This is a genomic window from Hydrogenovibrio sp., from assembly GCF_965140365.1.
Taxonomy (GTDB): Bacteria; Pseudomonadota; Gammaproteobacteria; order Thiomicrospirales; family Thiomicrospiraceae; genus Hydrogenovibrio.
Genome location: NZ_OZ223196.1, coordinates 1,632,515 through 1,659,407, shown reverse-complemented (window position 1 = coordinate 1,659,407; position 26,893 = coordinate 1,632,515). Strand labels below are relative to the sequence as shown.

Below are 26,893 nucleotides of genomic sequence, written 5' to 3'. Positions count from 1 at the left end.
TTGCGGTTTGGTTTTAAGCCTTGACCGGGATAAAACGCATCATTTTACGCTTTTTCTGTTAGAATTTGCGCGGTTTTCAAAAGAAAGGATTCAAGATGACTCAGTCTCCCTCAAGCGCCTTTGATTGGCGTAAATACAAAGCTGACACTTTGTCGGGCATTACCGTTTCGCTGGCTCTGGTGCCGGAAGCGGTGGCCTTTGCTTTCGTCGCTGGAGTTCACCCTTTGGTTGGGTTATACGCCGCCATTATTGTTGGTTTTATTACGTCCATGTTCGGCGGCCGGCCGGGTATGATTTCCGCGGCGGCCGGTTCGCTGGCGGTGGTGATGATGCATTTGGTGATGGAACACGGCGCCACCTATTTGTTTGCGGCGGTCATTATGATGGGGGTGTTTCAGATATTCATCGGTTGGATGAAGTGGGGGCGGTTTATCCGCATGGTGCCGAGTCCGGTCATGCTCGGGTTTGTTAACGGTTTGGCACTGGTCATCTTGATTGCTCAGTTCACCCAGTTTAAGGATTCGGATGGGGATTGGTTATCCGGTAACAGTCTGTACATCATGATGGGGATTATTGCGGCGACCATGGCGATTATTTACTTGCTGCCCCGTTTGACGAAGGCGGTGCCGTCGGCTTTGGCGGCGATAGTACTGGTCACCTTGGCGGTGATTTTCTTTGATATGAATACCGTTACGGTGGGCGATAAGGCGGCCGTGTCGGGCACCTTGGAATCGCTGGTATTCGGTGATGGGACGGAAAACGGTTTTCAGGGCATGACCTGGATGATGGCTTTGCCGGACAACTTTTTCAGTTTGGAAACGCTTTGGATTATTTTGCCATATGCGATTATTTTGACCATTATCGGCTCGGTGGAGTCGCTGTTGACGATGACGTTGATTGACGATATTACCGAAACCCGCGGCAAAGGTAATCGTGAATGTATCGCGCTGGGGGCGGCTAACTGTACCGCGGGTACGTTTGGCACCATGGGGGGCTGTGCCCTGATTGGCCAGTCGATGATTAACGTCAGCTCCGGTGGTACCGGGCGCTTGTCCGGTATTACGGCGGCGCTTGGCTTGCTGGTGATCGTGTTAATTGCGGCTCCCTGGATTGAGATGGTCCCGATTGGTGCCTTGGTTGGTTTGATGTTTTTTGTGGTGATTGCCACTTTTAACTGGTCGAGCTGGAATATCATGCGCGGCATGAGCAAGATGGATGCTTTTGTGATGGTGTTGGTAACCGTTTTGACGGTGATTTTCGACTTGGCGGTGGCGGTGATTGCCGGTGTGGTTGTGTCGGCATTGGTATTCGCATGGCAGCACGCGCAAAGAGTCATGGTGGAAACCTCGGAAATGACGTCCGAAGACGGTCGACAAGGCAAAATCTATAAGGTTTACGGGCCTTTGTTCTTTGCTTCGTCCCAGAACTTTATTGATATGTTTAATCCAAAAAACGATCCGGAATGTGTGCATATCGATTTTCAGCATTCCCGAGTGTACGATCATACTGGGGTGGAAGCCATTGATAGCCTGACGAAAAAATACAAAGCGGAAGGCAAGAAAATCGTACTGAAGCACTTGAGTCCCGAGTGCCAAAATCTATTGGACGAAGCCCGAGACTTGGTGGAAGTCAATGTGTCTGAAGACCCACACTACCATGTGTCACTTGGCAAATAAATGCGTCTGAGCTAACGTTTAGTCGCCGGCTATCTTATCCATGAACCCCGTAGGCGTTATCGTCTACGGGTTTTTTTATATCTGCTAGATAAAGGTCGGTTCCTACTCATCGGGGCTTATCGTTTATCAGACGAGAGGGAGAAAAGGTGGGGCATAGGTTTAAAGTCGTGCGATGCCATTATTACGAAGGGGCGGGCTAGTCAGGACGGTAAGGTTGTCTTGGGTGATTCTTGGCCCATGTCTTAAGCCGGTTAAGAATGAGGGCTTTCGGTTTGCGATGGCTGCCGGGCCAATCCGTTACGGTGTGTGATTGAAAAGGGGGTATAAAAAAGCCCATCAAAAACCACCACACCCTAAAGGGTATAAAGGCCTGGCGGTTTTTGACGGGCAATCGAAAGAAAACTTAAAACTGTCTGCCTTCGTTATTCCGCGGCCGGCTTGCTCAATTTCTTGGCAAACCATTGCTGCATCACAACGAAGAACATTGGTACCAGGAAGATACCCAGTGCGGTGGCACTGACCATTCCGCCCAATACCCCGATCCCGATCGCATGGTGCGCACCGGAACCGGCGCCCGAACTCAACGCCAATGGTAGAACCCCGAAACCGAAGGCCAGAGAGGTCATCAGAATCGGTCTTAAACGCATTTTTGCGGCTCGGATACTGGCTTCAACGGCTTCGACACCGTCTTCCACCAATTCTTTAGAGAACTCGACAATCAGGATGGCGTTTTTGGTCGCCAGACCGACGATTGTCAATAAGCCCACTTGGAAATAAATGTCGCTCGGCATCTGGAAGAAGTTCGCGGCCACCAGGGTGCCCAACGCACCTAAGGGTACAATCAGCATAACCGAAACCGGCAAACTCCAACTTTCGTACAGGGCGGCCAAACACAGGAAGACCACCAGAATCGACAGAGCATAAAGCAGGGTGGCTTTGGAACCGGCCGCTTTTTCTTCGTAAGACAAACCGGTCCATTCGATGCCAATGCCTTTCGGCAGGGTTTGTGCAATTTGCTCGACCGTTTGCATGGCCTGACCGGAGCTGATGTTGGGTGGCGACATCCCGAGGATTTGCAAAGCAGGCACCCCGTTATAGCGTTCCAATTTCGGCGATTCCTTGGTCCACTGAGTGGTCAGGAAGGCGGTGGCCGGAATCATTTCGCCCTGGTCGTTGCGAACGTACCAATCCTGCATATTCTCCGGAAGCATCCGGTAAGGCGCATCCGATTGCACGTAAATTTGTTTCACTTTGCCTTGCTTGATGAAGTCATCCACATAAGCACTCCCCCAAGCGACGGACAGCGCCGTATTGATGTCTTCGATTTTCAAGCCTAAAGCTTCGGCTTTTTGTTTGTCGACTTTCATTTCCAGTACCGGCGCTGGTTCCTGGCCGTTCGGGCGAACACCAATCAGGTCCGGGTTCTGGCTCGCCATGCCCAGCACCTGGTTTCGGGCATCGTAGAGTTTATCGCGTCCAAGACCGGCATTGTCCTTCACGTAGAGGTTGAAACCGGTAGCATTCCCCAACTCTAGAACCGGTGGCGGGCCGAATGCGAATACCATGCCTTCCTTGATTTGGCCGAACTTGGCCATGGCGCGTCCGGCGATGGCTTTGACGCTTTGTGCCGGGCTGGAACGTTCCGACCAAGGTTTCAAGTTGATAAAGGCGATGGCCGTGTTCTGACCGGTGCCGGAAAAGTTAAAGCCAAGTACCGTGAATAGACTGTCGATGTTCTCGCGTTCTGTGGTCAGGAAGTGGTTTTCCACTTGCTTGACCACCTCAAGCGTTTGTTCACGTGTGGCGCCGGACGGCATCATGATTTGGGTGAACATAAACCCTTGGTCTTCATCCGGTAAGAAACCGGATGGGGTTTTCATGTACAAGTAGCCGGTTGCGCCCACGATCAGCGCGTAAACCAACATAAAGAAATAACGGCGTTTGATAATGCCCTGAACGCCACGGCCATAACCGTTGGTGGCGCGCGCGAAATTGCGGTTAAACCAACCAAAGAATCCACGGGCTTCTTTTTCCTTATCCACGGGTTTTAGAATGGTGGCACACAAGGCCGGCGTTAAAATAAACGCCGCCATGACCGACAGGACCATAGCCGATACGATGGTGACGGCAAACTGTTGGTAAATGACCCCGGCGGACCCCGGGAAGAAGGCCATCGGCAGGAAGACGGCACTCAGAACCAAACCAATGCCGATTAGGGCACCGGAAATCTGGTTCATGGAACGGCGCGTCGCTTCTTTGGCCGGGAGCCCTTCTTCGTGCATCACCCGCTCGACGTTTTCCACCACGACAATGGCGTCGTCCACCAGGAGCCCGATAGCGAGGACCATGGCAAACATGGTGAGGGTGTTGATGGAGTATCCGAAAAAGGCCAGGACGCCAAACGTTCCCAACAATACCACGGGCACGGTAATGGTTGGAATAAAGGTGGCACGGATATTCCCAAGGAACAGGTACATGATCAATACCACCAGAATCACGGCTTCAATTAAGGTTTGAATCACCGATTCGATGGAAATTTGAATGAATGGCGTGGTGTCGTAGGGTAAGAGGTAGTCCATACCTTCCGGGAAGATTTGAGATAATTCCGCCATACGTTTTTTGACGCGCTCGGCTGTTTCCAATGCATTGGCGGAAGGAGTGATTTTAACCGCAAAACCGGCGGCCGGAGTCCCTTCATAACGCGCCAGTTTGCTGTAAGTGTTCGCACCGACTTCCACGCGACCAATATCGCCAACGGTAATGGCCGCTCCATTTTCATCGGTTTTGATGATGACGTTGCGGAAATCGTCCACCGACTTCAAGCGGCTTTGCAGGTTGACGGTTACGTTAATCGGTTGATCTTTAACCGCTGGAATGGCCCCCAACTGCCCGGCGGTGACCACGGCATTGTTCGCCCGGATGGCATTGACGACATCGGTTGACGTTAATTTATATTTCGCCAGTTGGAGAGGGTCGAGCCAGACGCGCATGGCGTATTCGGCACTGAACTGTAAGGTTTCGCCCACCCCTTCGACACGGCTGATCTGGTCAATGATATGAGTGGCGATATAATCGCCGAGGTCGATTGCCGTCAGGCTTTTATCGGGCGAGACCATGGCCACGACCATCAAAAAGTTGCGTGCGGTTTTGGCAACTTGTATCCCTTGCTTTTGAACGGCTTCTGGGATGGAAGACATGGCCGATTGCAGCTTGTTTTGAATCTGCATTTGGGCGATGTCGGCATCGGTGCCATTTTTAAAGAAGAGTTTGATTTCAGCTTGCCCAGTCGATTCACTGGTTGAAGCCATATACAGTAAGCCGTCCAAACCTTTCATTTTATTTTCGATAACCTGGGTTACCGTATCCTCAATGACTTGTGCAGAGGCACCAGGGTAGGTGGCCTGAACGCTGATCATCGGCGGTGCGATGGACGGAAACTGGGAAACTGGCAAGCTTTTGATGGAGATTACCCCGGCAATCATGACCAAAAAAGCGATTACCCAAGCCGTGACCGGGCGGTCAATGAAGTGGGTCGCAAAGCTGCGACGGGTTTTACTAAGCTTTTCTGATGCCATGTTTATTTCCCTTCCTTAGCATTTTGCGGTGCTGTGTCGGCTTTTGGTTCAGCAGCGGGTTTTGCTCCCATAACGGCCGCCTTCACGCCCGGACGGATAAATTGCAGGCCTTTGATAATGACTTGATCCCCTGGCTTTAAGCCGTCAGTGATCACCCAGCTTTCTTGATATAAGCCATCTTCCTTGACCGGGCGAACGGTGACGGTACCGTCTTGTGCCAAAACCATTACAAAGGCATGACCTAGAGCATCGCGACTCAATGCCAATGACGGTACAAGATAAACGTTTTCGCGGTAGCCGGTCATCACCGAACCACGGATAAACATGCCGGGTAGCAATTGTGTGTCCGGGTTGTCGAATTCGGTTCTGAGAATGATGGTGTCGGTGGATTCATCGACACTGAATTCGGAGAGCTTGATGTGCCCGGTGTGCTCGTATTTATCGCCGTTATCGAACTTGATCGTGACTGGGAATTTTTCGATATTCATGTCAGGATTCTTTTTCATTTCACGTTTTAGAATCGCGGCGTAGTAAGACGGCAGGGAGAAGTCGACGTAAATCGGGTCAAGCTGTTGGATCGTGGCCAAAACTTCTGGTTGGTTGTTCATGACCAGCGCCCCCTCGGTGAAGGTTGAGCGTCCAATCATGCCGGATACCGGCGCTTTGATCTTGGTTCTGGCCAGGTTGATGGCGGCGGTTTTTAAAGCGGCCTTGTTGGCTTCCAGGTTGGCTTTGGCTTCCCGTAATGTCGCCATGGCATCGTCCAGCACCTGTTCGCTGACGGCATTAATCTTGACCAGGCGGCGATTACGTTTGACTTTCAATTCTGCATTGGTCAATAAGGCTTGAGATTTTTCGATTTCAGCCTGGGCATTGTCATACAGCGCCTGATAGGTTTCATCATCAATTTGGTATAAAACCTCGCCTTTTTTCACATGCTGGCCTTCCTCAAAAAGACGCTCGGTGATGATGCCGTCTACCTGTGGGCGAACTTGGGCAATGGTCGATGCCACCGCCCGGCCGGTAAATGAAAGCGAGTTGGGAACTTGGGTAGGTTCGGCTTTTTGAATGCCGACTTGTGGCATACGGTGCATGCCAGCACCGGCGTTTTTCTTGGCGTCACCACCCGTCAGCATGTCACATCCGCTGAGTGTTACCGCAAGACCCGCGGATAAAACCAGGGTACTGAATTTGAGTGCTGAGCGAGATGTAAAACTTTTCATTATTTTACCTACCATTTGTTATGTTCTTGAAATGAGGAATCAGAGCAATTACGGCATCGACTGTATTGCCCGGCGTTCAATCTGAACCGGGCAGAGGAGGCCAAAAATAAAACTGTTACTGGATTATAAATTATATGCGTTACTAATGTGTAACATTTTAGGCGAAAAAAGTAGAAAGAATCAAGCCTGAAAAATGTAGGGTTAAATGAAGCCGTACTTTATATGGCGTTGCAGTGTTTATTTCGACCTAGAACGCGGCGGGGGAAGGCGCTTTTGATTCCGTCAAAACGGCCAGGCCTGGCTATTTCGACGGAATTAAGGATCGCGCGCTATCGCGCTATGGTAATACGAAACCAATGGCTTCTTGAACGTCGCGCAGAGTTTTTTGTGCGCTTTCACGTGCGGTGTCAGCCCCTTTTTTCAAAATGGCTTTCAGCTCGGTCTCGTCATTGCGAATGGTGTGGTAACGTTCCTGGATCGGTTGCAAATAGTCGACGACCAATTCACCCAGTTCGACTTTCAGGTGACCGTACATCTTGCCTTCAAACTGTTTAACCACCTCGTCAATGGACTGCCCGCTGATGACCGAGTAAATGGTGAGCAGATTGGACACGCCGGGTTTGTTTTCCACGTCGTAAGTGATTTCCGTGCCGGAATCGGTTTGGGCCTTTTTGAATTTTTTGATAATGGTTTTCGGGTCGTCCAATAACGCGATGAAATTATTTTTGTTTTCGTCGGATTTAGACATTTTTGATGTCGGGTCCTGTAAGCTCATAATGCGCCCACCGGACGTCGCAGGTGGGATGAACGGCTCCGGTACCTTGAACATTTCGCGGTCGAAGCGGTTGTTGTAACGCACGGCCAAATCACGGGTCAGTTCCAAATGTTGTTTTTGGTCTGCACCGACCGGCACCATTTCAGTCTGATACAGTAAAATGTCTGCCGCCATTAGAACCGGGTAGTCAAACAGGCCGACATTGATGTTCTGGGCGTGTTTTTGTGACTTGTCCTTGAACTGGGTCATGCGGTTGAGTTCACCCATGTAGGTAGAACAATTTAATAACCAGGCCAGTTCGGCGTGCTCCGGTACGTGCGATTGGATGAAAACGGTGCTTTTTTCCGGGTCGATGCCGCTGGCCAGATACAAAGCGACAAAATCCAGACTGCGCTTCGCCAGCGCTTGAGGGTCTTGTTCAACGGTGATGGCGTGCATATTGACCAACGAAAATAAACAGTTGTAATCATCCTGCATCTGCACCCAGTTTTTGATGGACCCGATGTAGTTGCCAATCATAAGGTCGCCTGAAGGCTGGATGCCGCTGAATAATGTCGGTTTGTTCATGGTGTTTTCCGTTGGTTGAGTTAAAAATGTCCGGTGATTTAAAGCAAAAAATGTGTATTGACCTGTTGCCTGCATGTTTTTATCTGAACTCAGGCTTGGTCATTAAACTATTTATTTTCGCACTTTTGCCGTGAAAAAGCGAGTGCTCGGGGCCTATGTGGGCGCTTGGGCGGGTGAATAAGCGTTTTTATTTACCGTGCTTTGAAGGTGAAACGGGTGCTTCTTGATTGCAGTCTGTGGAAAAGTCGTTAAAATGTTTGCTTTAACCACTCGAAAATCCTATCTTTTTTAAAACATATGCAACGATTGATTCATAAAATAAAAACCTTTTTCTCTGCCTCTGATTCAGATTCCGCATTTCAATCGCCTTCCGAACTCAAGATTATTGAACGCAAACAGCACGGCATTTCCCGTAAACAAATTGATAAAGAAGCCTTGGATGTGCTCTATGGTTTGAAACGCGCCGGTTACGATGCGTATTTAGTCGGCGGCGGGGTGCGCGACATTTTGTTGGGGTTGGAGCCAAAGGATTTCGATGTGGTGACGAATGCCGAACCGGAACAGGTTAAGGGTGTTTTTAAAAGCCGTTGTCGTTTGATCGGGCGGCGTTTCCGGTTGGCTCATGTGTATTTCGGACGAAATGCGATTGAAGTGGCCACGTTTCGCGGGGCGGGTGAAGGGCATCAGTCCGGTAATCGCAAACAGGTGAACAATACCCGTGCGGTAGATGATTCCGGGCGCTTGGTGCGCGATAATGTTTATGGCACCATTGATGAAGATGTCTGGCGTCGCGATTTCACCGTTAATAGTCTTTACTATGATATACACAATTTTTCAGTGGTGGACTACACCGGTGGCATGGAAGATTTGCGTAAAGGCCAATTACGTTTAATTGGGGACCCGGAAACCCGTTATCGGGAAGACCCGGTTCGGATGATCCGTGCGGTGCGTTTTGCCGCTAAATTGGGCTTTGAAATTGAGCCACGAACCAAAGCGCCGATTTACGAGCTTGGACACTTGCTCAAAGATGTTTCGCATGCGCGGATGTTTGAAGAGGTACTCAAACTGTTCCACAGCGGCGTGGCGGTTGAAGTGTTTGAAAAGTTACGTCATTTTGGTCTGTTCACTTTTTTGTTCCCGCAAACACACCACCTGTTGTCACAAGAGTCGGAAGGCTTTCCGCGTATGTTGGTGATTGAAGCTTTGAAAAGCACCGATGCGCGCATTCAATCCGGTAAGGGCGTCAACCCTTCCTTCTTGTTTGCGGCCATGCTGTGGGAGCCGATGCTGCAAAGGATGGAACAGCATTTGGCAGAGGGCTTCGCGCGCCAGGATGCTATGTTTGCAGCGGCCAGCGACGTGATTGATCAGCAAATTTATTCCACCTCGATCCCGAAACGTTTTATTTCTCAAATTAAAGAAATCTGGAGTCTGCAGTTTCGTTTATTGAATCGTCATGGTAACCGGCCTCAGCGTTTGTCTGAGCATCCACGTTTTCGCGCGGCCTATGACTTTATGGGCATTCGTGCCGCGGCCGGTGATGAAAGCGATTTAAAAGAAGTGTTCGATTGGTGGACGGAATACCAAAAATTGGATTCAGTTGACCAGGTGGCCTTTGCCAATAACGTGGAAAAACCGAAAAGCCGCCGCCGTCGCCCAAGACGTAATCGAAACCCTTACCGCAAGCGTAGTCAGGGGCGGGATGAACATGCTCAAACGGTTTCGTCGGACGATAGCTGACAGACACCGCGATGAGCATGGCTTTGGAAATCGATGTTTTTATCGGTATTGGCAGTAATCTGGATGATCCGAAACACCAGGTGTTGACGGCGATTGAACGTTTGAAAAAACTGCCGGATAGTCGTTGGCAAGGGGTGTCCAGATTGTATGCTTCTCGGCCGCAAGGGCCTCAGGATCAACCGGACTTTGTGAACGCTGTCGCCTGGGTTAAAACGCAATTAGCTCCGCTGGCATTGTTGGACGCATTGCAGGACATCGAACAAACGCAAGGTAAAGTCAAAAAGCGCCATTGGGGTGAACGGTTAATTGATTTAGACGTGCTGTTGTATGGCGATCAAGTCATTGACAATGCACGCTTACGGGTACCGCATCCGTTTATGACGGAACGCGATTTTGTCCTGTTGCCGCTGATGGATCTTTTGCCGGATGGGCGGATGCCGAGTGGCCGCACCTTTAAAGAGCTGGCCGAGCGGGTATCGGACATTTTCGTCAAGCCGATTTAATTTCAGAAATCGGTTTCCAAAATCGGTTTCCAAAATCATTAGGAATCACTATGAAAACCTTATCCAAACTCAAAAAAATGAAAGTCGAAGGCGAGAAAATCGCATGTCTGACGGCCTATGAGGCCAGTCAGGCATATTGGTCGGTGGAAGCTGGTGCGGATGTCTTGTTGGTCGGGGATTCGCTTGGTATGGTTGTGCAAGGGCATGACAATACTTTGCCGGTGTCTCTGGATGAAATGGTCTATCACACCCAGATGGTGCAGCGTAAAAACCACCAGGCCTGGTGTGTGGCGGACTTACCGTTTATGGCCGATGCGGATGTTTCGCAAGGCCTGGCGGCGGCGGCACGTTTGTTGAAGGAAGGTTTGGCGAACATGGTGAAGGTGGAAGGCGGTAAGCGTGTCTTATCATTGGTGCGAGCCTTGACCGATCTTGGGGTGCCGGTTTGCGGGCATCTGGGCTTATTGCCGCAATCGGTGCAGTTGAAAGGCTATCAAGTCGCCGGGCGAGAAAAGCATACAGCGCAGAAACTGCTTGATGACGCGATTGCCTTGCAGGAATCGGGGGCGGAAATGTTGGTGCTGGAATGTGTGCCATCAGGCCTGGCGAAAACCATTACGGACCGTTTGTCGATTCCGGTCATTGGTATTGGTGCCGGTTTGGAGACGGACGGGCAAGTCTTGGTGTGGCATGATGTCTTGGGCTTAACGCTTGGGAGAGCGCCGAAGTTCGCCAAAAACTTTTTGCAGGAAGCCGATTCGGTTCAAACCGCTTTGGCGCAGTACGTTGCGGATGTCAAACATCAGCGTTTCCCAACACCGGAACACTGTGTGGGGGAATGATGCTTCAGTTCGATCAAGTCGCGTCTTTGAGAGAGACCCTGGCGAAATGGAAATCAGCTGGTGAACGTGTGGCGCTGGTGCCGACCATGGGGAATTTGCATGCGGGTCATCTGAGCTTGGTCGAGTTGGCGAAAAACACAGCGGACCGGGTGGTCGTCAGTGTGTTTGTCAATCCGTTGCAGTTTGGCCCGAATGAAGATTTTGATCGTTATCCGCGAACCTATGAGCAAGATTGCGCGTCTTTGCAAGAAGCAGGAGCGGACGCGGTGTTTGCTCCGTCTGTTGATGAAATGTACCCGAACGGGCAAGTTCAAACATTAGTCACGGTGCCGGCCGACTTGACCGGTATTTTGGAAGGTGCGACACGACCGGGCCATTTTGACGGTGTGACGACGGTGGTGAATAAGCTGTTTAATATGGTTCAACCGGACGTGGCGATATTTGGTCAGAAAGATTTTCAACAGGTGGCGGTCTTGAAACGCATGGTTGAAGACCTGACTATGCCGATTGAATTGGTCTGCGCCGACATCAAACGAGACGAAGACGGTTTGGCGTTGAGCTCACGAAATCAGTATCTGAGCGAGTCGCAACGCCGCATCGCACCGAAATTGTTTGTGGTGTTGCAATCGGTTCGCATGGCGATTGAATCGGAAAATGATGACTTTGAAGCGATGGAAGTCACTGCGAGTCAGCAGTTGCTGACGGACGGTTTTGATTCGGTCGATTATGTGAAAATTTTGCAGTCGGAGACACTTCAGCCTGTTAAAGCTGTCGGCGAAAGGTGCGTTATTGTGGCAGCAGCTCGGTTAGGTACAACGCGTTTGCTGGACAATATTGTGGTGACGCCTTAACCGAAATAACGCTGTCAATCACCTGAAATTAACCAGGCCTGGTCAGAACGGGCCTTTTCATAACGATTTAAAATCGAAATACGATAATATAAATAAGATGAGAGCTTTGCCTGAGTGGGGCGCGATAGAAAAATGAGATAAAATTTTTTTGAATTAGGCGGAAAACGCAGCGAATAGCAGGCTATTCGCCAGTTTTTCAACGACATTCAGGGGAATTTTAGCCATTTTTATCCGTGCCTCCATCTCGTGCAAGGCTCTCAAGGTATAAATCATGAGTTTTTCAACCTTCATAGGCCTTTTTCTTGGGGTCGCCATTGTGCTTGTCGCCATGTCGATGGGCTCTTCTATTCTAATCTTTATTAATATCCCCGGGTTGATGATCGTGATTGGCGGTACGATTGCCGCTACCATGATTCGCTATTCGTTTCATGAAGCCATGCACGCTATTGCAATGTCGTTTCGCATCTTGATGCCGACGACGGATATTAAAGATAAAAACGAATTGATTGATTTGACCGAAGATTTGTTGAGAACTTCACGTTCCAAAGGCTTTTTAGCGCTGGAAAATATGGAAATCAATCATGAGTTCTACCATCGCGGCGTTCGTATGCTGGTGGACGGTTATTCCAAGGATTTGGTTCGCCAGACGCTTCTCGAAGAAAATAAGTTGTTGGTGGAGCGGGCCGAAACCAGTGCGGGTGTCTTTGCATCCATCGGTGGCGCGGCGCCGGCATTTGGGATGATTGGTACTTTGGTGGGTTTGATTCAAATGTTGTCGAATTTGTCGGACCCGGCGTCCATTGGTCCGGCGATGGCGGTGGCGATGTTAACGACGCTTTACGGTGCGATGATCGCCAACCTGTTTGCCTTGCCAATGGCCGATAAAATCAATACTTGGGGGCAAGAGGAGTCCTTGCGTCAACTAATGATTATTGACGGTTTGGAAGCCATCAGCCAGGGACAAAACCCCAATATCATGCGAGACATGCTGTCGCCGTATTTGGAAAAAAGACCGTCTATGGAAGAAGAACTTTAATGGCCCAGAAAAAATGTAATGATGCGCCTTGGTTGGCCACATTTGCGGACTTAATGTCGCTGTTAATGGCCATTTTCGTGTTGTTGTTTGCGATGTCGACATTGGATGCACATAAGTATGAGGCGATTGTTAAATCCCTGACGCATACGTTGGGTCATGGTTCGGATTTGACTCAGACTCAGGTGCAGTATTTCAAGCAGGTGGATGAACAACGCAAGGCGGAACAGAATCAAGACGGTGAAACACCGATTGAAAACCTCAAGCCATTATATGAAAGCCTGGTGGAAACCTATGCCATGGCCAGTCAGCAAAGTGATGTTCAGGTGTCTTTTGATCCTGAAAAAAAGCGGGTGCGTATTTCTTTTCCTGAAAGCATTTCCTTTCCAACCGGCCGGGCGGAGTTAAAGCTAGGGTTCTCTAATTATCTCAATAAGTTACAACCTTATATTCATGAAACGGCTAGGATCCAAGCCGTTGGCCACACAGATAAGCGTCCGGTGACGGGCGGGCGTTTTAAGTCCAATTGGGAGCTGTCCAGCGCCCGTGCCGCAGCGGTTGTTCAAAAGTTGATTCTGGATGGCATTATTCGGCCGAGTCAGGCTGAGGTCATTGGCGTGGCCGATACATCGCCGTTATCGTTGGAAGAAACGGAGGAAGCCTTTGCCATGAATCGTCGGGTGGAAATCATTATTGAACCGAATTATTTTGACGAAAACACGGTTGAGAGTTCGAATTAGAGTGGGTTTTTGTGTGGATAAAAAAATAGCCCGGTGAGGGCTATTGATGATGGTAAGATTTTGGCGGTTAACGCTTTTTATGCCAGTTGCTGCATTTGAACCGGAATGGTGTTCCGAGTATGCGTAATCTGGTTATCCTGGTCGAAATACACCATGATCGGTTTATGTTCATCGGCGTCTTTTTCTTCCATGGTGGCGTAGGTTGCAATAATCAGCAAATCGCCCGGCGAGGCTTTATGCGCCGCCGCGCCATTGACGGAAATGATTCCGCTGCCATCTTCCGCGCGAATGGCGTAAGTCGTAAAACGGTTTCCGTTGTTGACGTTATAGATCTGAATCTGTTCGTATTCTCGAATCCCTGCCACTTCCAAAAAGTGGCCGTCAATCGCGCAGGAACCTTCGTAGTCCAGTTCCGAATGCGTGGTGGTAACCCGATGGAGTTTGGATTTTAGCAAGGTGATTTGCATGCTTACCCTTCCTGTCAATAAATCAGCTAGCTCGGTATTATAACCGATTTTGGTAAAAGTTGTTTAGTCAAGCATGCGCTTTGCGCTGATTGCGCAGAACACTGTGCTTGATTTGAAACCCGGGTTAACCGGTATTTCGCATACCCGCTGCAATCGCGTTGATGCTGTTAAGAAGTGGTGTCAACCAGACTTCTCTTTCTTCTTCGGATGTATTTTCATCCTTGTAGCGTTTCAGAACGGCGATTTGAATGTGGTTCAACGGCTCCAAGTAGGGTGTTCTTCTTGACAAAGATAGCGCCAGCGATGGCGTGTCCGCCATTAAGTATTCGTTACCGCTGATGTCCAGACAATTTTCCACTGAACGGATATGTTCGGCCGCAATCATGTCGTAGATCTTCTCTGATTGCACTTTGTCATGGCCCAATTCGCTGTAATCTTTACCAATGACCAGGTCGGTTTTGAACAATGACATTTGGATATTGCTCAATAAGGCGCGGAAGAACGGCCAGTTTTCATACATATCTTTCAATTGGGCATCGTCCTGCGCTTTGATCCAGTTGTCCAGAGCAAAACCGGTTCCGTACCAGGCCGGGAAGGTCAAGCGCGCCTGCGCCCAACCGAAAATCCATGGAATGGCTCGGATGGAAGACTTGGATAAGTTTCCTTTTTTACGGTGAGACGGACGAGAACCGATGTTCAGGAGGCCGATTTCAGTAACCGGTGTCGCTTCATAGAAGAACTTGAAGAAGCCTTCGGTATGGTCTGTCAAATCGCGGAAAGCCTGTTCGCCTTCTTTGGCTAGCTTTTGCATGGCTTCCAAGTGCGCTGGGTTGTCTTCCTGTGGCTTGCGTACCAAGCATTTACTGGCTTTCATCAAGCCGGTAATGCCCATCGACAATTCATACATGGCGGTTTCAGCGTTGCTGTATTTGTAAGATAGCACTTCACCCTGTTCGGTGAATTTGATTTCGCCGCGAACCGTGCCGGTCGGCTGCGAAAGAATGGAGCTGTGAGTTGGGCCGCCACCGCGACCGACCGTGCCGCCGCGTCCGTGGAACAAGCGGCAGTCGATACTGTATTCGTCGGCCAATTTCATGATTTGCTGCTGGGCCTGGTAAAGTGTCCAGGCCGAGGATAGGTTGCCACCGTCTTTAGCGGAATCCGAGTAACCCAGCATGATTTCCTGCTGGTTGCCGGAGGCTTTCAACAAAGCATGGTAGGTTGGGTTTTCGAAGAGCGCAGAGGTGACGGGTACGATGTGCTCTAAATCCTGAATGGTTTCGAACAACGGCGAGACGCGAATTTTACAGTAAGGCTCGCCGGCATTGTAGCCCGCCAGGCCGGCTTGGTGAGCCAGGAACAACACTTCCATCACATGACTGGCTTCGTGCGTCATGGAGATGACGTAGTTATTGAAAGCTTTTTCACTGATTTCTTCGCGCATACGACGCATGACGTGGAAGACTTCCAATACTTCCAACGTCATGTCTTTTAAGTCCAGGTGCTGGGTGTCGATAATGGTCGGGGAAGATACCTGGTGCGACAGCAGGTCCAGGCGTTCAGCTTCCGAAAGACTCATGTAGTCGATGCCAAGGTGCGACAACAGATCGGCAACGGCATCGGTATGCACGGTGGATTCCTGACGGATATCCAAGCGCATCAGGTAGAAACCAAAGGTTTGGACCAGACGAATCAGGTCTTTTAAGTTGGCGTCGGCCACTTCCTGATCGCCGTGACCACACAGTGAATCGTAAATCAATTGCAGGTCGTCGAGGAAATCTTGTTCGTTTTTATAGCCGAATTTCGGTTTTTCCGTCGGTTCATCGTTCAACTGCGCTTCAATATAGGCCAAATTGTCCTGCAAACGCCCGTGCATCAAATACAAGAAGCGGCGATAAGGTTCGTCGCGAAAACGGTCGGCCCGTTTGTGGAAAACCCGCTCTTGAAGGTCGGCATCGATAATGGTCGCTCGGTTAATGACTTCTTGTTTGATGTCGGAAATATAACGCGATTGCGTCAAATGCGTGCTGAGCTCAAACACGCGGCGTTGGTATTCATAGATGGCGGCGCGGCTTTGCATTAACAGAGCGTTAACCGTGGTTTCGTGGGTGACGAAGGGGTTGCCGTCGCGGTCGCCGCCAATCCAGGAGCCGAAGGTTAAGAAGTTCGGCGTTTCGATATTATCTTCTGGGTAGTGTCGGGCTAAAGCGCGTTCCATGTATCGGTAAACACGTGGCACGGCTTTGAATAACGATTGGCGGAAATAGTAGATGCCGTTGCGGATTTCGTCTTCGACCGTTGGTTTCATGCGGCGGACTTCGTCGGTTTTCCACAGCACTTGAATTTGGTACTGCAGCCGTTTAATGACTTCTTCCTGAGCGTAAGGATTATTGTAAGCTTCCGCTTCGTTCAATTCGCCTAAGGTGATAAAGATACGACGTAAATTTTCCATGACCGCACGACGTTTTGATTCAGTCGGGTGTGCCGTGAATACCGGAATGTAGCACAGTTTGTTAATCAGTGTTTCCACTTCCTGTGCGGAAAGGCCTTCTTGCTTGAATTCGCTGATGGTGTTCAGAACCGAGCCCATCCACAGTGGGCCGTCGGACTTCAACTGGCTTTGTCTTTCGTGGTATTGATGTTCTTCTTCGGCCAGGTTGACCAAACTGAAATAGAGGTTGAAGGCTCGGATGATGAGAATAAGGCTTTCAGGCGATTGTTCTTCGATGAATTGCTTGAGTTCTTGACGAAGTTTTGGGTCGTCTTCCTTGTGGAGTTTGATGTAACCTTTTCGGAGGGTTTCCACGGCGTCGAGTGTGGATTTTCCGACTTGGGTTTCAATGACTTCCCCCAGAAGAGACCCCAGTAGTTTGACTCGAGATCGAAGTTGCTTATCGCGAAGTTCCTTTGCCATATTCTTTCCGTTTATGATTAAAATTCTAAAAATATTGATGATATTATAGCATTTTTCAATGGTTAAATATCAGCGCGTCTGATGTATTCCTGTCGGCTTACGTGTTTTTAGGGAACCTCTGATTGAATCGGTTTGGCTTCTGGCAACGCCAAATTTTCCAGATCAAGGCGTGAAGTTGAAGTAATGTCTAGACCTTACAAAACTTCACAACGCTGAGCTGGTAATTTTGGCTAAGCCCCTGAGGGCGAGGCTTAAAGCCGACCTCTTCGTTGTTGTGACCCTTGACCTTAGAATGACTAAGGTCGGCGAGCCACGCCTAGAATAGGTAGGCTTTAAGTCCCGCAGAAACTCAAACCGATTCAATCATAGGTTCCTTAGTAAGCCTAAAAATCCTTTCCTTTCTTCAAGCTCCAGCGGTTGTGGCTCCACAGATATTGGGCGGGATTTTCCCGGATTTCGGCTTCGTATAATGCATGCAATCGCAAAACATCCTGATAATCGTCTCCAGAGGGAAAATTGTCCAGGCCTGGTAAAATCGTCATTTCATAATCGATGCCGATGCGACGGGTGAAAACCGGCAAGACTTTGGCGTTACCAAGCTTGGCCAGTTTACAAATGCCAGGGTTGCTGGGGGCGTTTTTTCCGAAGAAGGGGACGTCAACCTTGCCTTTCGCACGATAGCGCTGATCCGGTAAGATCATCATGGCGTCGCCTTTTTTGAGTGCTTTGATCATGGCGCGCGTGTCGGTATTCATAAGCGGTTTGACGGTATCGCCTTCATCCGTGACTAATGTGCGGCTTTTGGTGATGAAATATTCCATTAAGGCGTTGTCGTGTTTTCGGTAAATCGGACGAAATGGAATGACTTTTGAGAGCATTAAGCCCGTTGTTTCGATGGTGGTAAAGTGTGGCACCACTAATAGCACGCCTTGCCCTGAAGCGTTTTCCAGGTTTTTCAAACCGGTGAAATGAAAGTGCGGGTTTGGTTGGTTGTGATGCGAGGTGTTACGGTGTTCGCCCCATAGGTTTATGCTGGTTTCGATCAGGCTGATGCCGAGCGACTCAAAGTGATCTTTGACAAGCGATTCGAGGTCATTATCGTGTTTTCCCGGAAAGGCGATGGTCAGATTTTTGCGCACTAGGCGTCTGCGACTCGGTGCCACTCGGTAAAGTAAGCGGCCAATGGCCTTTCCAACGGTGAATTTGGTTTGATAGGGGAGCCACCCTATCAGACGGAGTAAGCCATAACCCACCCATATTCCCCAATACCTTGGGCACAAAAAGCTTAGCCGAAAGGTGTCTGGACGGGGGTTACTCACTTAAATTTCCTTGGGTGTACAGTTGATAATAAATGGCGTTTAAAGCCATTAGTTCATCGTGATGGCCTTGTTCCTGCAAGATGCCATCCTGCAGTACGACGATTTTATCCGCATTTTCAATGGTACTGAGCCGGTGAGCGATGATGATGACGGTGCGGTTTTTACGCAGTGTATTCATCGCGTCTTGAATCAGTTTTTCACTTTGATTGTCCAGTGCCGAGGTGGCTTCGTCCATAATCAGGATGGGGGCGTTTTTCAAAAATGCTCTGGCAATGGCAATGCGCTGGCGTTGGCCGCCTGATAGCAAGGCACCATTGTCGCCGATGGTCGTATAGAGGCCTTCGGGAAGGGTTTGAATGAATTCCCAGGCATGAGCGGCTTTGGCGGCGGCGATAATCGCTGTTTCATCAAACTCATCATGGCCGTAGGCGATGTTGGCCGCTATTGTATCATTAAACAGAACCACATTCTGGCTGACAAAGGCAATGTTCTGCCGAAGGTTGCTTAACTCAATCGTGTTGAGCGGTATGTCATCCAGGGTGATTTGGCCGTCGGTGACGGTGTAAAACCGAGCAATCAAATTCGCCAGTGTGGATTTGCCACTACCGGATTGGCCGACCAATGCAGTGGTTTTTCGGGCCGGGATCGTCAGGTCCAGTTGGGTGAGCGTGGGTTTCTCGGCACCGGGGTAGGTGAAGGATACTTTTTCAAAGCGAATGCACCCTTCAATCTGCCCCAATGTTTGAGTGCCATTGTTTTCTTCGCTTGGCGCATCGAGAATGGTGAAGATGCTTTTGGCGGCGGCCATCCCTTTCTGGACGGTGGCGTTGATGTTGGTGATGCGGCGGATGGGTTCGAAAATCAAGCCCATGGCGGTGACGTAGGTGATTAAGTCACCGGCACTCATGGTACCCGCGTTGACCATTTGCACGGCGACGTAAACCACAATGGATAACGCAATGGCGGCGATGACTTGCACCAACGGCACGTTCAAGGCGGAGACTTTGGTAACTTTCATGGTGTTTCGGCGAAGGGATTCGGCCGACGTCTTGAAGCGATTAAGCTCGTAGGTCTCTGACCCGTAAATTTTAACGTCTTGATAGCCTTTCAGGCCTTCCTCCAAGCTGTGAGTGAGTTGGCCCATGTCATCCTGCATATCGGTACTCGATGTTCGCATCAGTTTGCCGGCCCGGTCAATAAAGAAGGCGACAATTGGACCAATCACCAACATGACCAGCGTTAGCTGCCAGGAGTAATAGATTAAAGTGGCCAGTAAGGCGAGAATGATCAAACTGTCGCGCGTGATGACGATCCAGGCTTCGGACAAGGCATTGCCGGTTTGGGTGACGTCGTAGGTGATTTTCGACATCATGCTGCCGGTGGAGGTTTCATTATAGTGTGACTTGGGCAGGAAGAGCATTTTGCTGTAGAGTTCGGATCGGATGTTCAAAATCGCTTTTTGTGCAATCCAAGTGCTCATCACTTTACTGAAGTATTCGGCGATGCCTTTTAAAATGAAGACGCCCGCCAATTGCAGTGGCAGGAGCACAAAGGAATTAGGGTCTTTTTCAATCAGGCTTTCATCGACCAAGTTGCCGAGAATGATAGCACTCAACGGTTCCATGGCGGCAATCACGGCAATGGTGATCAGGGTGATGAATATGGCCGCTTTGTAGTCGCGAATGTATCGCAGCAGTCTTCCGTAGAGTGACAGCGTTTGTCGGTCTAACATATTACTCTCTTTTTAGAATGCGATTGACGACGATGTTGGCCCAACCGGCGGCGTGGAATGCCTGATTCAGTTTGGGTTTATCATAATGGTTTTCGACCCATTCGATAAAGGTGGTGTCGGGGTTTTCTTTTTCATAAGCCAAAAAAGTGTCGAAAAACACGTCCAGCTTGCCGGTGTCAGCCCAGCGAAAATGACCGTATTTCATGCTCAGTTCGGACAAGGCTTCCGAGATCGGTTGTTTAAGAATGAAATGTTTGTAAAAAACGCTCATCATGCCAGCCCGATCCGCGCCTGATTTGCAATGAATTAAAATCGGGTATTTTGCGTTTTCCAGTATGTCTTTGGCTTGGAGGATGCGGTCTACATCTGGAAAGCTTCTGGATGACATAGGATGATTGATGAGCGTTATGCCATGTTTTTCACAGGCTTCTTTTTCCAGTTGGTACTGCCCCGTCTTGTCGGCACGGCGCAAACTGATAATGGTATTGATGCCATGTTTTTGCTTCAGTTTTTTAATGAAAGCCGGTGACGGGTGGTTACTGCGGAAGGCGTTTTCTGACAACCGATGAAAGTTGCGATAAAAGAATCGCAGGATTTCGTGGTCGACCAGCCATGCTTCGATGTGCGCTTTGAAGCGCCCCCATTTTGTTTGCAGTTTTTCCATGTGTCGCGTCTGTGTTTTTGGCGCCTATTCTACCTTTTTTCGCAACTGGCGTGGGGTTAATGATAGAATTCTCATGATTTGAATTGAGAAGGAAAGATTCATGATTGTGGTCACGGGCGGCGCCGGGTTTATCGGCTCGAATATTGTCAAAGCTTTAAATGCACAAGGGCGCAGCGACATTTTGGTGGTGGACAACCTGAAGAACGGTAAAAAGTTCATCAATATCGCGGATTGTGACATCGCCGACTACTTGGATAAAGAAGACTTTCAGTCGCGTATTTTTGCCGAAGAAGGCTTGCCGGATATCGAATGTGTGTTTCATGAAGGGGCCTGTTCGGCGACCACCGAGTGGGATGGTAAGTATGTTATGGACAACAATTATGAGTATTCCAAAGATTTGCTGAATTACTGCCTGAATCGCAAAATTCCCTTCCTATATGCGTCGTCGGCCGCGGTTTATGGCGACGGGCCGACGTTTGTCGAAGAACGTGAATACGAAAAGCCGCTGAATGTTTACGGTTATTCCAAGTTTCAGTTCGATCAGTATGTTCGCCGCGTGCTGCCGCATGCGGAAAGTCAGGTCGCCGGGTTCCGTTATTTCAATGTGTACGGGCCGCGCGAGCAACATAAAGGTGATATGGCCAGTGTGGCGTTCAAGTTGCATAACCAATTACTGGCCGGAGAACCGTTGAAATTGTTCGGCGCCTACGATGGTTATGAAGCCGGTATGCAAACGCGCGATTTCGTTTATATCGACGATGTCGTGAACGTGAATCTATGGTTTATGGAAAACCCAGAACAGTCGGGCATTTTTAATTTAGGGCCGGCGGCGGCAGAGCCATTTCAGAACATCGCCGAAGCGGTCATCCAGTTTCACGGTCAGGGTGAAATCCAATACATTCCATTCCCCGAGCATTTGAAAGGGGCTTACCAGAGTTTTACCCAAGCGGATAATACCCGTTTGAGAATGGCCGGTTACGATAAGCCTTTCCATTCCGTGGCTGAAGGTGTGGCGAAATATCTGGCTTGGTTGTCGGAAAACCCGCGTGTATTGGATTTTGTTCGGTAATCGCGTCGAAGTCAATGCGGATACTGTTAATCAAAATGTCCTCAATGGGGGATGTCTTTCATACCTTTCCGGCCTTGAGTGATGCGCTTCAGGCCTGGCCGGATTTGCAAGTCGACTGGGTGGTGGAAGAAGCCTTTGCCGAAATTCCGCAATGGCATCCGGCCGTCAATCAAGTCTTTCCCATCGCGCTGCGACGTTGGCGCAAAAACTTCTGGCAAGGGTCTACCCGCCAAGAAATTCGAATGTTTTTTCAAACGATTAATCAAACCCATTATGACGTGGTACTGGACGCACAAGGCTTATTGAAAAGCCTTTGGGTCCTGCGCAAAATTCGTAGCGGTGAGCGTGTCGGAATGGATTGGCAAAGTGTGCGTGAGCCGCCCGCAAGCTTGGGGTATCAACGAAAAATTTCGGTTCCGAAGGCGCAACACGCGATCGTGCGGTTGCGGCAACTGTTTTCTGCGGCATTGGAGTATGAAGATGTCTCTGCGTCACCGGTTCAGTATCGACTGGATACCTCGAACTGGCAAGGCCCCGACAGTTTGCCGGCGGACTTTCAAAATAATTCTTATTATGTGTGTTTGCATGGCACGACTTGGGAGACCAAGCTTTGGCCGGAGGCGTATTGGCGAGACTTGCTTGCAAAACTGGTGGCTTCAGGACAAAAAGTGGTGTTGCCCTGGGGAACCGAAGCGGAGCACGAACGGGCTTTGCGATTGGCGAAATCCCTTAAAAACGACCAGGCCTGGGTGCCGGATTCGTCTCTGGGGTTGAATGCCATGGCTCGGCTGTTGAAGTTTGCGGACGGTATCGTGTCGGTGGACACCGGTTTGTCGCATGTGGCGGCGGCTTTGGAGACTCCGATGGTGGTGCTGTACCGGGTTACCGATCCCGAGTTGGTCGGAGCATTGGGGGCGAATGTTCTCCGTTTGGCTTCGCCCTGTGCGCATCAGTATCTGAAACGTTTTCAGTCTGAAGAGCTGGCCGAACAATCACTTGAACACCTGCGGCCAGACGACGTGTTAAATGCGTTGGAGAGGGCTGGGTGACAACGAATATGACAAAAAAAACGGCCTACTACCTAGTCTCCACGCCGTTGCACTTATTGGTGTCTCTTGCCGTGGCGTTATCCCGCCGTGATGAGGAAGAGGCCAAGCTCTTTTTTGTCGCGCAAGAAGCGGATAACCGCCGGATGGATTTCTTTCGAGAATCCATGCAGGCCTGGCAAAATTCGCCTTTTGTGGATACGAAAACGTTTTTCCGGCCGAGCGGGAAAGGGTGGGATAAAGTCGCCAGCCGAAAGCGTTTGTTTGAGGAGTTGAAATCGGAAGTGGGCGCTTTCAAACCGGAACGAGTGTATGTCGGTAACGATCGTCATCTGGAATTTCAGTGGATCATGCATCAATCTCGAGAATTGGGTGTTAAAGCGCAAGGTATTTATCTCGATGAAGGGCTTTACACCTATGTCGGCCGTAAGGCGTCCAAACGCTTTTCAGATCGGGTGGTCGATGATTGGCTGAAAAAGCTGGTTTACGGTTTTTGGTGGCAAACACCGCCGACTATCGGTGGCAGCAAATGGATTGATGGGATGATTGTAGCCTATCCTGATTGGGTGACACCTTTATTGAAAGAGAAGGTTGCCGAGCTCTTGCAGTCCAGTTGGTTTGAAGATAAACGCTTGCAGGAAATGACCCAGGCCTGGTTAAAATCCTTTGCTATTGACCAAGCGCGTCTTGCACACTGCCAGTTGGTGCTGACCCTGCCGGAAACCAATGATATGCGCCAAGTGCCCGGTTATGAATTGGAGGCGCGGGATTTGTTGACCAGACTTTCCAGTAATGGTTGGCAAATTGCCGTAAAATACCACCCAAAAGATCTGGGAAATGACGTATTATCCGTGTTGTCGTTGCCCGGTGTGTTTGAAATTCCGGCCAATGTACCGTTTGAGGTCATTCTGCCGTCGCTGCCGGCCAACTGTTTTGTACTGGGAGATATGAGTACAACGATCCTCACGACGCGATTGTTTCGCCCGAGCGTGCAAGTGATGGTCATGCAGTTGGGGGAATCGTCCGGCCACTTCGATCAGTTCTTGGGCTTTTATGAAAAGCTGGGATTAACGCCCAAAAAATTGCCGGAATTAGTTGAGCGCCTTGGCGTAACAAAGCGTACTTAGGAGAGCGAGTGTACCTTAGAAATTTGAAGTTGTTTACCTGGCGTCAGTTCTCAGGAAAACCGATTCGATTGGCCATGACGTACATGGTCAAAAACGAAATAGATATCATTGAAAGCAATATTCGTTTTCATGCCGCCAAGGGCGTAGATTGTTTCGTGGCGGTTGATAACGGCTCAACAGACGGTACGTTGGAAAAACTGCAAGCACTGGTATCGGAATTTGATTTGCATGTGATTTCACGCCCGATTACCGATTATCGCCAAAGTGATTGGCGCACGGAAATGGCTTTGATTGCCCGTGAGGACATGCAGGCGGATTGGGTGATTTCCAATGATGCCGATGAATTCTGGTTGCCGAAAGAAGGGCAGGATTTGAAAACCGGGTTGACGCGCAGCAAGTCCATCGTGCATTGTCGGCGCTATGACATGCAGCTGGATTGTCATTCGGAAAACAAGCCGTTTTATGAGCGAGTTTACCGGACGTTGTTTCCAATCGATTACGGAAAGGGCACCGAGTTAAAACAGGATAATATGTCGGTTCAATTGAGTAAGATTCACGGTAAGGTGATGGTCAACCTGCAAGGTTTTTTACGTGCTAAGGGTGGAAATCATCGAGCCTGGCATTTGTGGAGTAAGTTGAATTACGCCGAAAGCGATTCGGTGGAAGTGTTTCATTATGCCATTGGTAGTCGTCATCATTTTGAAACGCATGTGGAAAACCGTAAACCGTTGTTGAAAATCGGTGCCCGAATGGGAAATCATTATCGCCGTTGGGTAAGAATGTCGGAAGAAGGCCGTTTGGATGAAGAGTGGAAACGCCTGGTTTTGGATGATGAGGCCATTCAGGTGTTGACGAAATACGGCGTGGTAGTGAAAGACGACCGTGCTCGTGATGCGATTAAAGCAGTGTTGGTAGATAATGGCTAGACTCAAAATGGGGATGTTTTGAAACACGCATTGTATTTGCCTTCCACACCACTGAATGTATTGCTGGCGGCCGCACATGCGGTTGAACAGCGACATGAGCAGTCGGCGGCGCTTTGGTTGATTGACCAGAAACGGGTGAATGAAAACCCTTATTATGAGGTGTTGCAGGCCTGGCCGGATTCACCATTCGAGGACGTTAATCTCTTCAGCGGTACTGCAGTTGGTTGGCGTAAACTGACAGAGCGTCGAGAAAATTTCCAACGAATGAAACCGCTGTTGGAAAGTCGTCATTTTTCCGATGTCTTGGTGGGGAGTGACCGTCGTGTGGAGTTTCAATATATTATGCATCTTCTGAAGCAAGCCGGGTATCCTGCGAAAGGGCATTATCTGGATGATGGATTGTATTCTTACGCCGGCCGGCCGCACCATCCCTTGAAAGATCGTATTAATGCGGGATTGAAAAAACTGTTTTACGGTGCCTGGTGGCAAGAGCCCAATACCATCGGTGCATCGGAATGGATCAACGATGTTTGGGTGATGGCGCCTGACTTGGTGTGTGATCCGCTTAAGGCTAAGAATTGTCATCGATTGCGGCCGACGCTTTTTACCGCGCCGGAGCTCGCCACTTTGAGTGAGGCGTTGTTGGCGCATTTCGGCGAGTCACCAGAAGACTATCGATCGCTTGATGTGGTGATATTGCTGTCGCACCCGAACAATATTCAAAAAATGCCGGGCTATGAAACGAATTTGAAAGGGATGATCGAACATTTTATCCAAGACAAACAGCGAGTCGCGGTTAAGTATCACCCCAGAATGGAAGGTGCAGATGCCTTTGAACTCAAAGCGCTCGGGGTGGAAAAGGTGATTCCGTCCAGTATTGCATTTGAATTTTTATTGCCTCTGTTTAAGCCGAACGCCAAGTTGTTTGGTGATGTTGGCAGTTCGCTGTTAATGGCAAAATGGCTGAGACCGGATTTGGATGGAACGGCTATTTTGGATGAACATAACGCTTTTCAGCGCCGCTTTTTGACGCTGTTTCAGCAGGCTGGGCTGGCTGTTAAAGCACCGGGAGAGGGTTTTGTCTAATCTGTTTATCGTCAGTACGCCAAGGCATTGGTTGATTAGTGTGTTTTTACGATTGACCCGTTATCAAGACGAATCGGCCATGATTGTATTCGAGCCTAGCTTCCCAAAAAGGATGGCGGAAGATGCAATTAATTTAGACTATTTTTCGAATGCGGAAATCTTGCCATCAGGCTCTGAAAAAGTCCAAATTCGGGCGATGGCGAAACTTCTGGATGGGCATCGTTTGAACCATGTTTTAACAGGGTCGGTTAATGAACCTTTCGTACAGTTTGCGATTCAGGCGGCTAAAATTCAAAACCCGAATTTGGCATCGTATTTATTGGATGATGGGCTGTTCAGTTACCAGGCGACGAGTCGAAAACCGATGTCCGCGTTACGCCTATTCAGCCGAAAACTGAAATACGGTTGGTGGTATCAAGAGCCGAACCCTCTTAAAATTAATGCGCCGTGGATAGACGGTGCATTTTTGTTTTTTCCGGAGAAGTTACAAGGAGCGTTGCCGGAAAAAAATGTGTATGGCATTGATTCAAATTGGTTGTCCGTGTTGGACAACGCCGAGGTTTTAACAAAATTAAATGAAATTTATGGTTTGGCACCTCAGTTAGCTGATATTGATGTGGTGGTGATTTTGGATATTTATCGAAAAGCGATTGAAACATCGCAAGACTATCCAGAAGACGTGGTGCATTTTTTGACGAAGTTGGATCAGAGCGGAAAACGTTTTTTGTTGAAATATCACCCTCGGGATAAAGCCAACGACCCACTGGAGATTCAAAAACGTTTTCCGAAACAAACTGTTTTGCCGGGTGAAATCCCGTTTGAACTGTTGCTGCCGAACTTAAATGAGGATGTAATGTTTACCGGCGACATTTCCACGATTTTGCTGGAAGCCAAGTCGTTTTTGCCCAATGCGAATGTTACCGTTGTATTGATTGGAAGCCATGATCGGACGCCGTTACCGATGTTAAGAAAGGCGGGGGTTAAAGTTGTGGATGTTTATCGAGATTTACAGGTTTAA

At 49.3% G+C, this 26,893-nt stretch carries 21 protein-coding genes; 13 read left to right on the top strand and 8 right to left on the bottom strand.

The annotated features are described in order from the left end of the window. Nucleotides 1-95 precede the first annotated feature (95 nt). Entirely contained in the window at nt 96-1,676 is a 1,581-nt protein-coding gene (locus tag AC0KH7_RS07975) for a SulP family inorganic anion transporter (RefSeq protein ID WP_472372335.1), read from the top strand. 422 nt (nt 1,677-2,098) lie between these two features. On the opposite strand, the gene AC0KH7_RS07970 is transcribed toward AC0KH7_RS07975, so the two are convergent. The 3 genes from AC0KH7_RS07970 to trpS all read right to left on the bottom strand — a co-directional run bounded on the left by AC0KH7_RS07970 (nt 2,099) and on the right by trpS (nt 7,816). After that, on the bottom strand, nt 2,099-5,251 hold the full coding sequence (locus AC0KH7_RS07970; RefSeq protein ID WP_472372334.1) for an efflux RND transporter permease subunit: 3,153 nt from the start codon (nt 5,249-5,251) through the stop codon (nt 2,099-2,101). A gap of 2 nt (nt 5,252-5,253) precedes the next feature. After that, nucleotides 5,254-6,474 (bottom strand): efflux RND transporter periplasmic adaptor subunit, encoded by a 1,221-nt coding sequence (locus tag AC0KH7_RS07965; RefSeq protein WP_472372332.1) that lies wholly within the window; start codon nt 6,472-6,474, stop codon nt 5,254-5,256. 337 nt (nt 6,475-6,811) lie between these two features. Then, complete coding sequence (gene trpS, locus AC0KH7_RS07960) at nt 6,812-7,816, bottom strand: tryptophan--tRNA ligase (RefSeq protein WP_472372330.1); 1,005 nt, start codon at nt 7,814-7,816, stop codon at nt 6,812-6,814. A 297-nt stretch (nt 7,817-8,113) separates the two neighbouring features. On the opposite strand from trpS, the gene pcnB reads away from it, so the two are divergent. The 6 genes from pcnB (at nt 8,114) to AC0KH7_RS07930 (ending at nt 13,525) form a co-directional block, all read left to right on the top strand. Next, the gene (gene pcnB / locus AC0KH7_RS07955) at nt 8,114-9,556 is read left to right on the top strand and encodes a polynucleotide adenylyltransferase PcnB (protein WP_472372328.1); all 1,443 of its coding nucleotides are present in this window, start codon (nt 8,114-8,116) and stop codon (nt 9,554-9,556) included. Between the two features lie 11 nt (nt 9,557-9,567). Further along, nucleotides 9,568-10,059: a 2-amino-4-hydroxy-6-hydroxymethyldihydropteridine diphosphokinase gene (gene folK / locus AC0KH7_RS07950; RefSeq protein ID WP_472372326.1), complete on the top strand. Its 492-nt coding sequence runs from the start codon at nt 9,568-9,570 to the stop codon at nt 10,057-10,059. Between the two features lie 50 nt (nt 10,060-10,109). Next, nucleotides 10,110-10,901, top strand: coding sequence for a 3-methyl-2-oxobutanoate hydroxymethyltransferase (gene panB / locus AC0KH7_RS07945; protein ID WP_472372324.1), 792 nt, complete (start codon nt 10,110-10,112; stop codon nt 10,899-10,901). Then, nucleotides 10,898-11,752, top strand: a complete 855-nt coding sequence (gene panC / locus AC0KH7_RS07940; RefSeq protein WP_472372322.1) for a pantoate--beta-alanine ligase — start codon at nt 10,898-10,900, stop codon at nt 11,750-11,752. The genes panB and panC overlap by 4 nt, the downstream gene beginning before the upstream one ends. A 271-nt stretch (nt 11,753-12,023) precedes the next feature. After that, nucleotides 12,024-12,788: a motility protein A gene (locus AC0KH7_RS07935; RefSeq protein ID WP_472372320.1), complete on the top strand. Its 765-nt coding sequence runs from the start codon at nt 12,024-12,026 to the stop codon at nt 12,786-12,788. Continuing rightward, nucleotides 12,788-13,525, top strand: a complete 738-nt coding sequence (locus AC0KH7_RS07930; protein WP_472372318.1) for an OmpA/MotB family protein — start codon at nt 12,788-12,790, stop codon at nt 13,523-13,525. Before AC0KH7_RS07935 ends, AC0KH7_RS07930 begins: the two co-directional genes overlap by 1 nt. Nucleotides 13,526-13,602: 77 nt before the next feature. Here AC0KH7_RS07930 and panD read toward each other — a convergent pair whose 3' ends face one another. The 5 genes from panD to AC0KH7_RS07905 all read right to left on the bottom strand — a co-directional run bounded on the left by panD (nt 13,603) and on the right by AC0KH7_RS07905 (nt 20,621). Beyond that, a complete protein-coding gene (gene panD, locus AC0KH7_RS07925) occupies nt 13,603-13,992 on the bottom strand; it encodes an aspartate 1-decarboxylase (protein WP_472372316.1) in 390 nt (129 codons plus the stop codon). Nucleotides 13,993-14,116: 124 nt separating this feature from the next. Further along, nucleotides 14,117-16,906, bottom strand: coding sequence for a phosphoenolpyruvate carboxylase (gene ppc, locus AC0KH7_RS07920; protein ID WP_472372314.1), 2,790 nt, complete (start codon nt 16,904-16,906; stop codon nt 14,117-14,119). Between the two features lie 383 nt (nt 16,907-17,289). Beyond that, on the bottom strand, nt 17,290-18,225 hold the full coding sequence (locus AC0KH7_RS07915) for an LpxL/LpxP family acyltransferase (protein ID WP_472372312.1): 936 nt from the start codon (nt 18,223-18,225) through the stop codon (nt 17,290-17,292). Further along, the gene (msbA, locus tag AC0KH7_RS07910; RefSeq protein WP_472372310.1) at nt 18,218-19,957 is read right to left on the bottom strand and encodes a lipid A export permease/ATP-binding protein MsbA; all 1,740 of its coding nucleotides are present in this window, start codon (nt 19,955-19,957) and stop codon (nt 18,218-18,220) included. Before msbA ends, AC0KH7_RS07915 begins: the two co-directional genes overlap by 8 nt. A gap of 1 nt (nt 19,958) precedes the next feature. Further along, nucleotides 19,959-20,621 (bottom strand): fused DSP-PTPase phosphatase/NAD kinase-like protein, encoded by a 663-nt coding sequence (locus AC0KH7_RS07905; RefSeq protein ID WP_472372308.1) that lies wholly within the window; start codon nt 20,619-20,621, stop codon nt 19,959-19,961. Between the two features lie 100 nt (nt 20,622-20,721). On the opposite strand from AC0KH7_RS07905, the gene rfaD reads away from it, so the two are divergent. From rfaD to AC0KH7_RS07875, 6 genes are read left to right on the top strand one after another with little or no spacing between them, the layout of a single operon-like run. Continuing rightward, complete coding sequence (gene rfaD / locus AC0KH7_RS07900; protein WP_472372306.1) at nt 20,722-21,690, top strand: ADP-glyceromanno-heptose 6-epimerase; 969 nt, start codon at nt 20,722-20,724, stop codon at nt 21,688-21,690. Between the two features lie 14 nt (nt 21,691-21,704). Continuing rightward, entirely contained in the window at nt 21,705-22,739 is a 1,035-nt protein-coding gene (gene waaC / locus AC0KH7_RS07895; protein WP_472372305.1) for a lipopolysaccharide heptosyltransferase I, read from the top strand. Nucleotides 22,740-22,747: 8 nt separating this feature from the next. Continuing rightward, complete coding sequence (locus AC0KH7_RS07890; protein ID WP_472372303.1) at nt 22,748-23,863, top strand: polysialyltransferase family glycosyltransferase; 1,116 nt, start codon at nt 22,748-22,750, stop codon at nt 23,861-23,863. An 8-nt stretch (nt 23,864-23,871) separates the two neighbouring features. Continuing rightward, the gene (locus AC0KH7_RS07885; RefSeq protein WP_472372301.1) at nt 23,872-24,789 is read left to right on the top strand and encodes a glycosyltransferase family 2 protein; all 918 of its coding nucleotides are present in this window, start codon (nt 23,872-23,874) and stop codon (nt 24,787-24,789) included. An 18-nt stretch (nt 24,790-24,807) separates the two neighbouring features. Next, complete coding sequence (locus AC0KH7_RS07880) at nt 24,808-25,875, top strand: polysialyltransferase family glycosyltransferase (RefSeq protein WP_472372299.1); 1,068 nt, start codon at nt 24,808-24,810, stop codon at nt 25,873-25,875. After that, nucleotides 25,868-26,893, top strand: coding sequence for a polysialyltransferase family glycosyltransferase (locus AC0KH7_RS07875; RefSeq protein WP_472372297.1), 1,026 nt, complete (start codon nt 25,868-25,870; stop codon nt 26,891-26,893). The genes AC0KH7_RS07880 and AC0KH7_RS07875 overlap by 8 nt, the downstream gene beginning before the upstream one ends.

Excerpts from the sequence above, each read along its gene's own strand:
- AC0KH7_RS07935 (WP_472372320.1), top strand. The coding sequence starts at position 12,024 with ATGAGTTTTTCAACCTTCATAGGCCTTTTTCTTGGGGTCGCCATTGTG.
- AC0KH7_RS07905 (WP_472372308.1), bottom strand. The coding sequence starts at position 20,621 with ATGGAAAAACTGCAAACAAAATGGGGGCGCTTCAAAGCGCACATCGAA.
- rfaD (WP_472372306.1), top strand. The coding sequence starts at position 20,722 with ATGATTGTGGTCACGGGCGGCGCCGGGTTTATCGGCTCGAATATTGTC.
- AC0KH7_RS07975 (WP_472372335.1), top strand. The coding sequence starts at position 96 with ATGACTCAGTCTCCCTCAAGCGCCTTTGATTGGCGTAAATACAAAGCT.
- AC0KH7_RS07930 (WP_472372318.1), top strand. The coding sequence starts at position 12,788 with ATGGCCCAGAAAAAATGTAATGATGCGCCTTGGTTGGCCACATTTGCG.
- folK (WP_472372326.1), top strand. The coding sequence starts at position 9,568 with ATGAGCATGGCTTTGGAAATCGATGTTTTTATCGGTATTGGCAGTAAT.
- trpS (WP_472372330.1), bottom strand. The coding sequence starts at position 7,816 with ATGAACAAACCGACATTATTCAGCGGCATCCAGCCTTCAGGCGACCTT.
- pcnB (WP_472372328.1), top strand. The coding sequence starts at position 8,114 with ATGCAACGATTGATTCATAAAATAAAAACCTTTTTCTCTGCCTCTGAT.
- panB (WP_472372324.1), top strand. The coding sequence starts at position 10,110 with ATGAAAACCTTATCCAAACTCAAAAAAATGAAAGTCGAAGGCGAGAAA.
- AC0KH7_RS07970 (WP_472372334.1), bottom strand. The coding sequence starts at position 5,251 with ATGGCATCAGAAAAGCTTAGTAAAACCCGTCGCAGCTTTGCGACCCAC.
- AC0KH7_RS07890 (WP_472372303.1), top strand. The coding sequence starts at position 22,748 with ATGACAAAAAAAACGGCCTACTACCTAGTCTCCACGCCGTTGCACTTA.
- panD (WP_472372316.1), bottom strand. The coding sequence starts at position 13,992 with ATGCAAATCACCTTGCTAAAATCCAAACTCCATCGGGTTACCACCACG.
- waaC (WP_472372305.1), top strand. The coding sequence starts at position 21,705 with ATGCGGATACTGTTAATCAAAATGTCCTCAATGGGGGATGTCTTTCAT.
- msbA (WP_472372310.1), bottom strand. The coding sequence starts at position 19,957 with ATGTTAGACCGACAAACGCTGTCACTCTACGGAAGACTGCTGCGATAC.
- ppc (WP_472372314.1), bottom strand. The coding sequence starts at position 16,906 with ATGGCAAAGGAACTTCGCGATAAGCAACTTCGATCTCGAGTCAAACTA.
- AC0KH7_RS07965 (WP_472372332.1), bottom strand. The coding sequence starts at position 6,474 with ATGAAAAGTTTTACATCTCGCTCAGCACTCAAATTCAGTACCCTGGTT.
- panC (WP_472372322.1), top strand. The coding sequence starts at position 10,898 with ATGATGCTTCAGTTCGATCAAGTCGCGTCTTTGAGAGAGACCCTGGCG.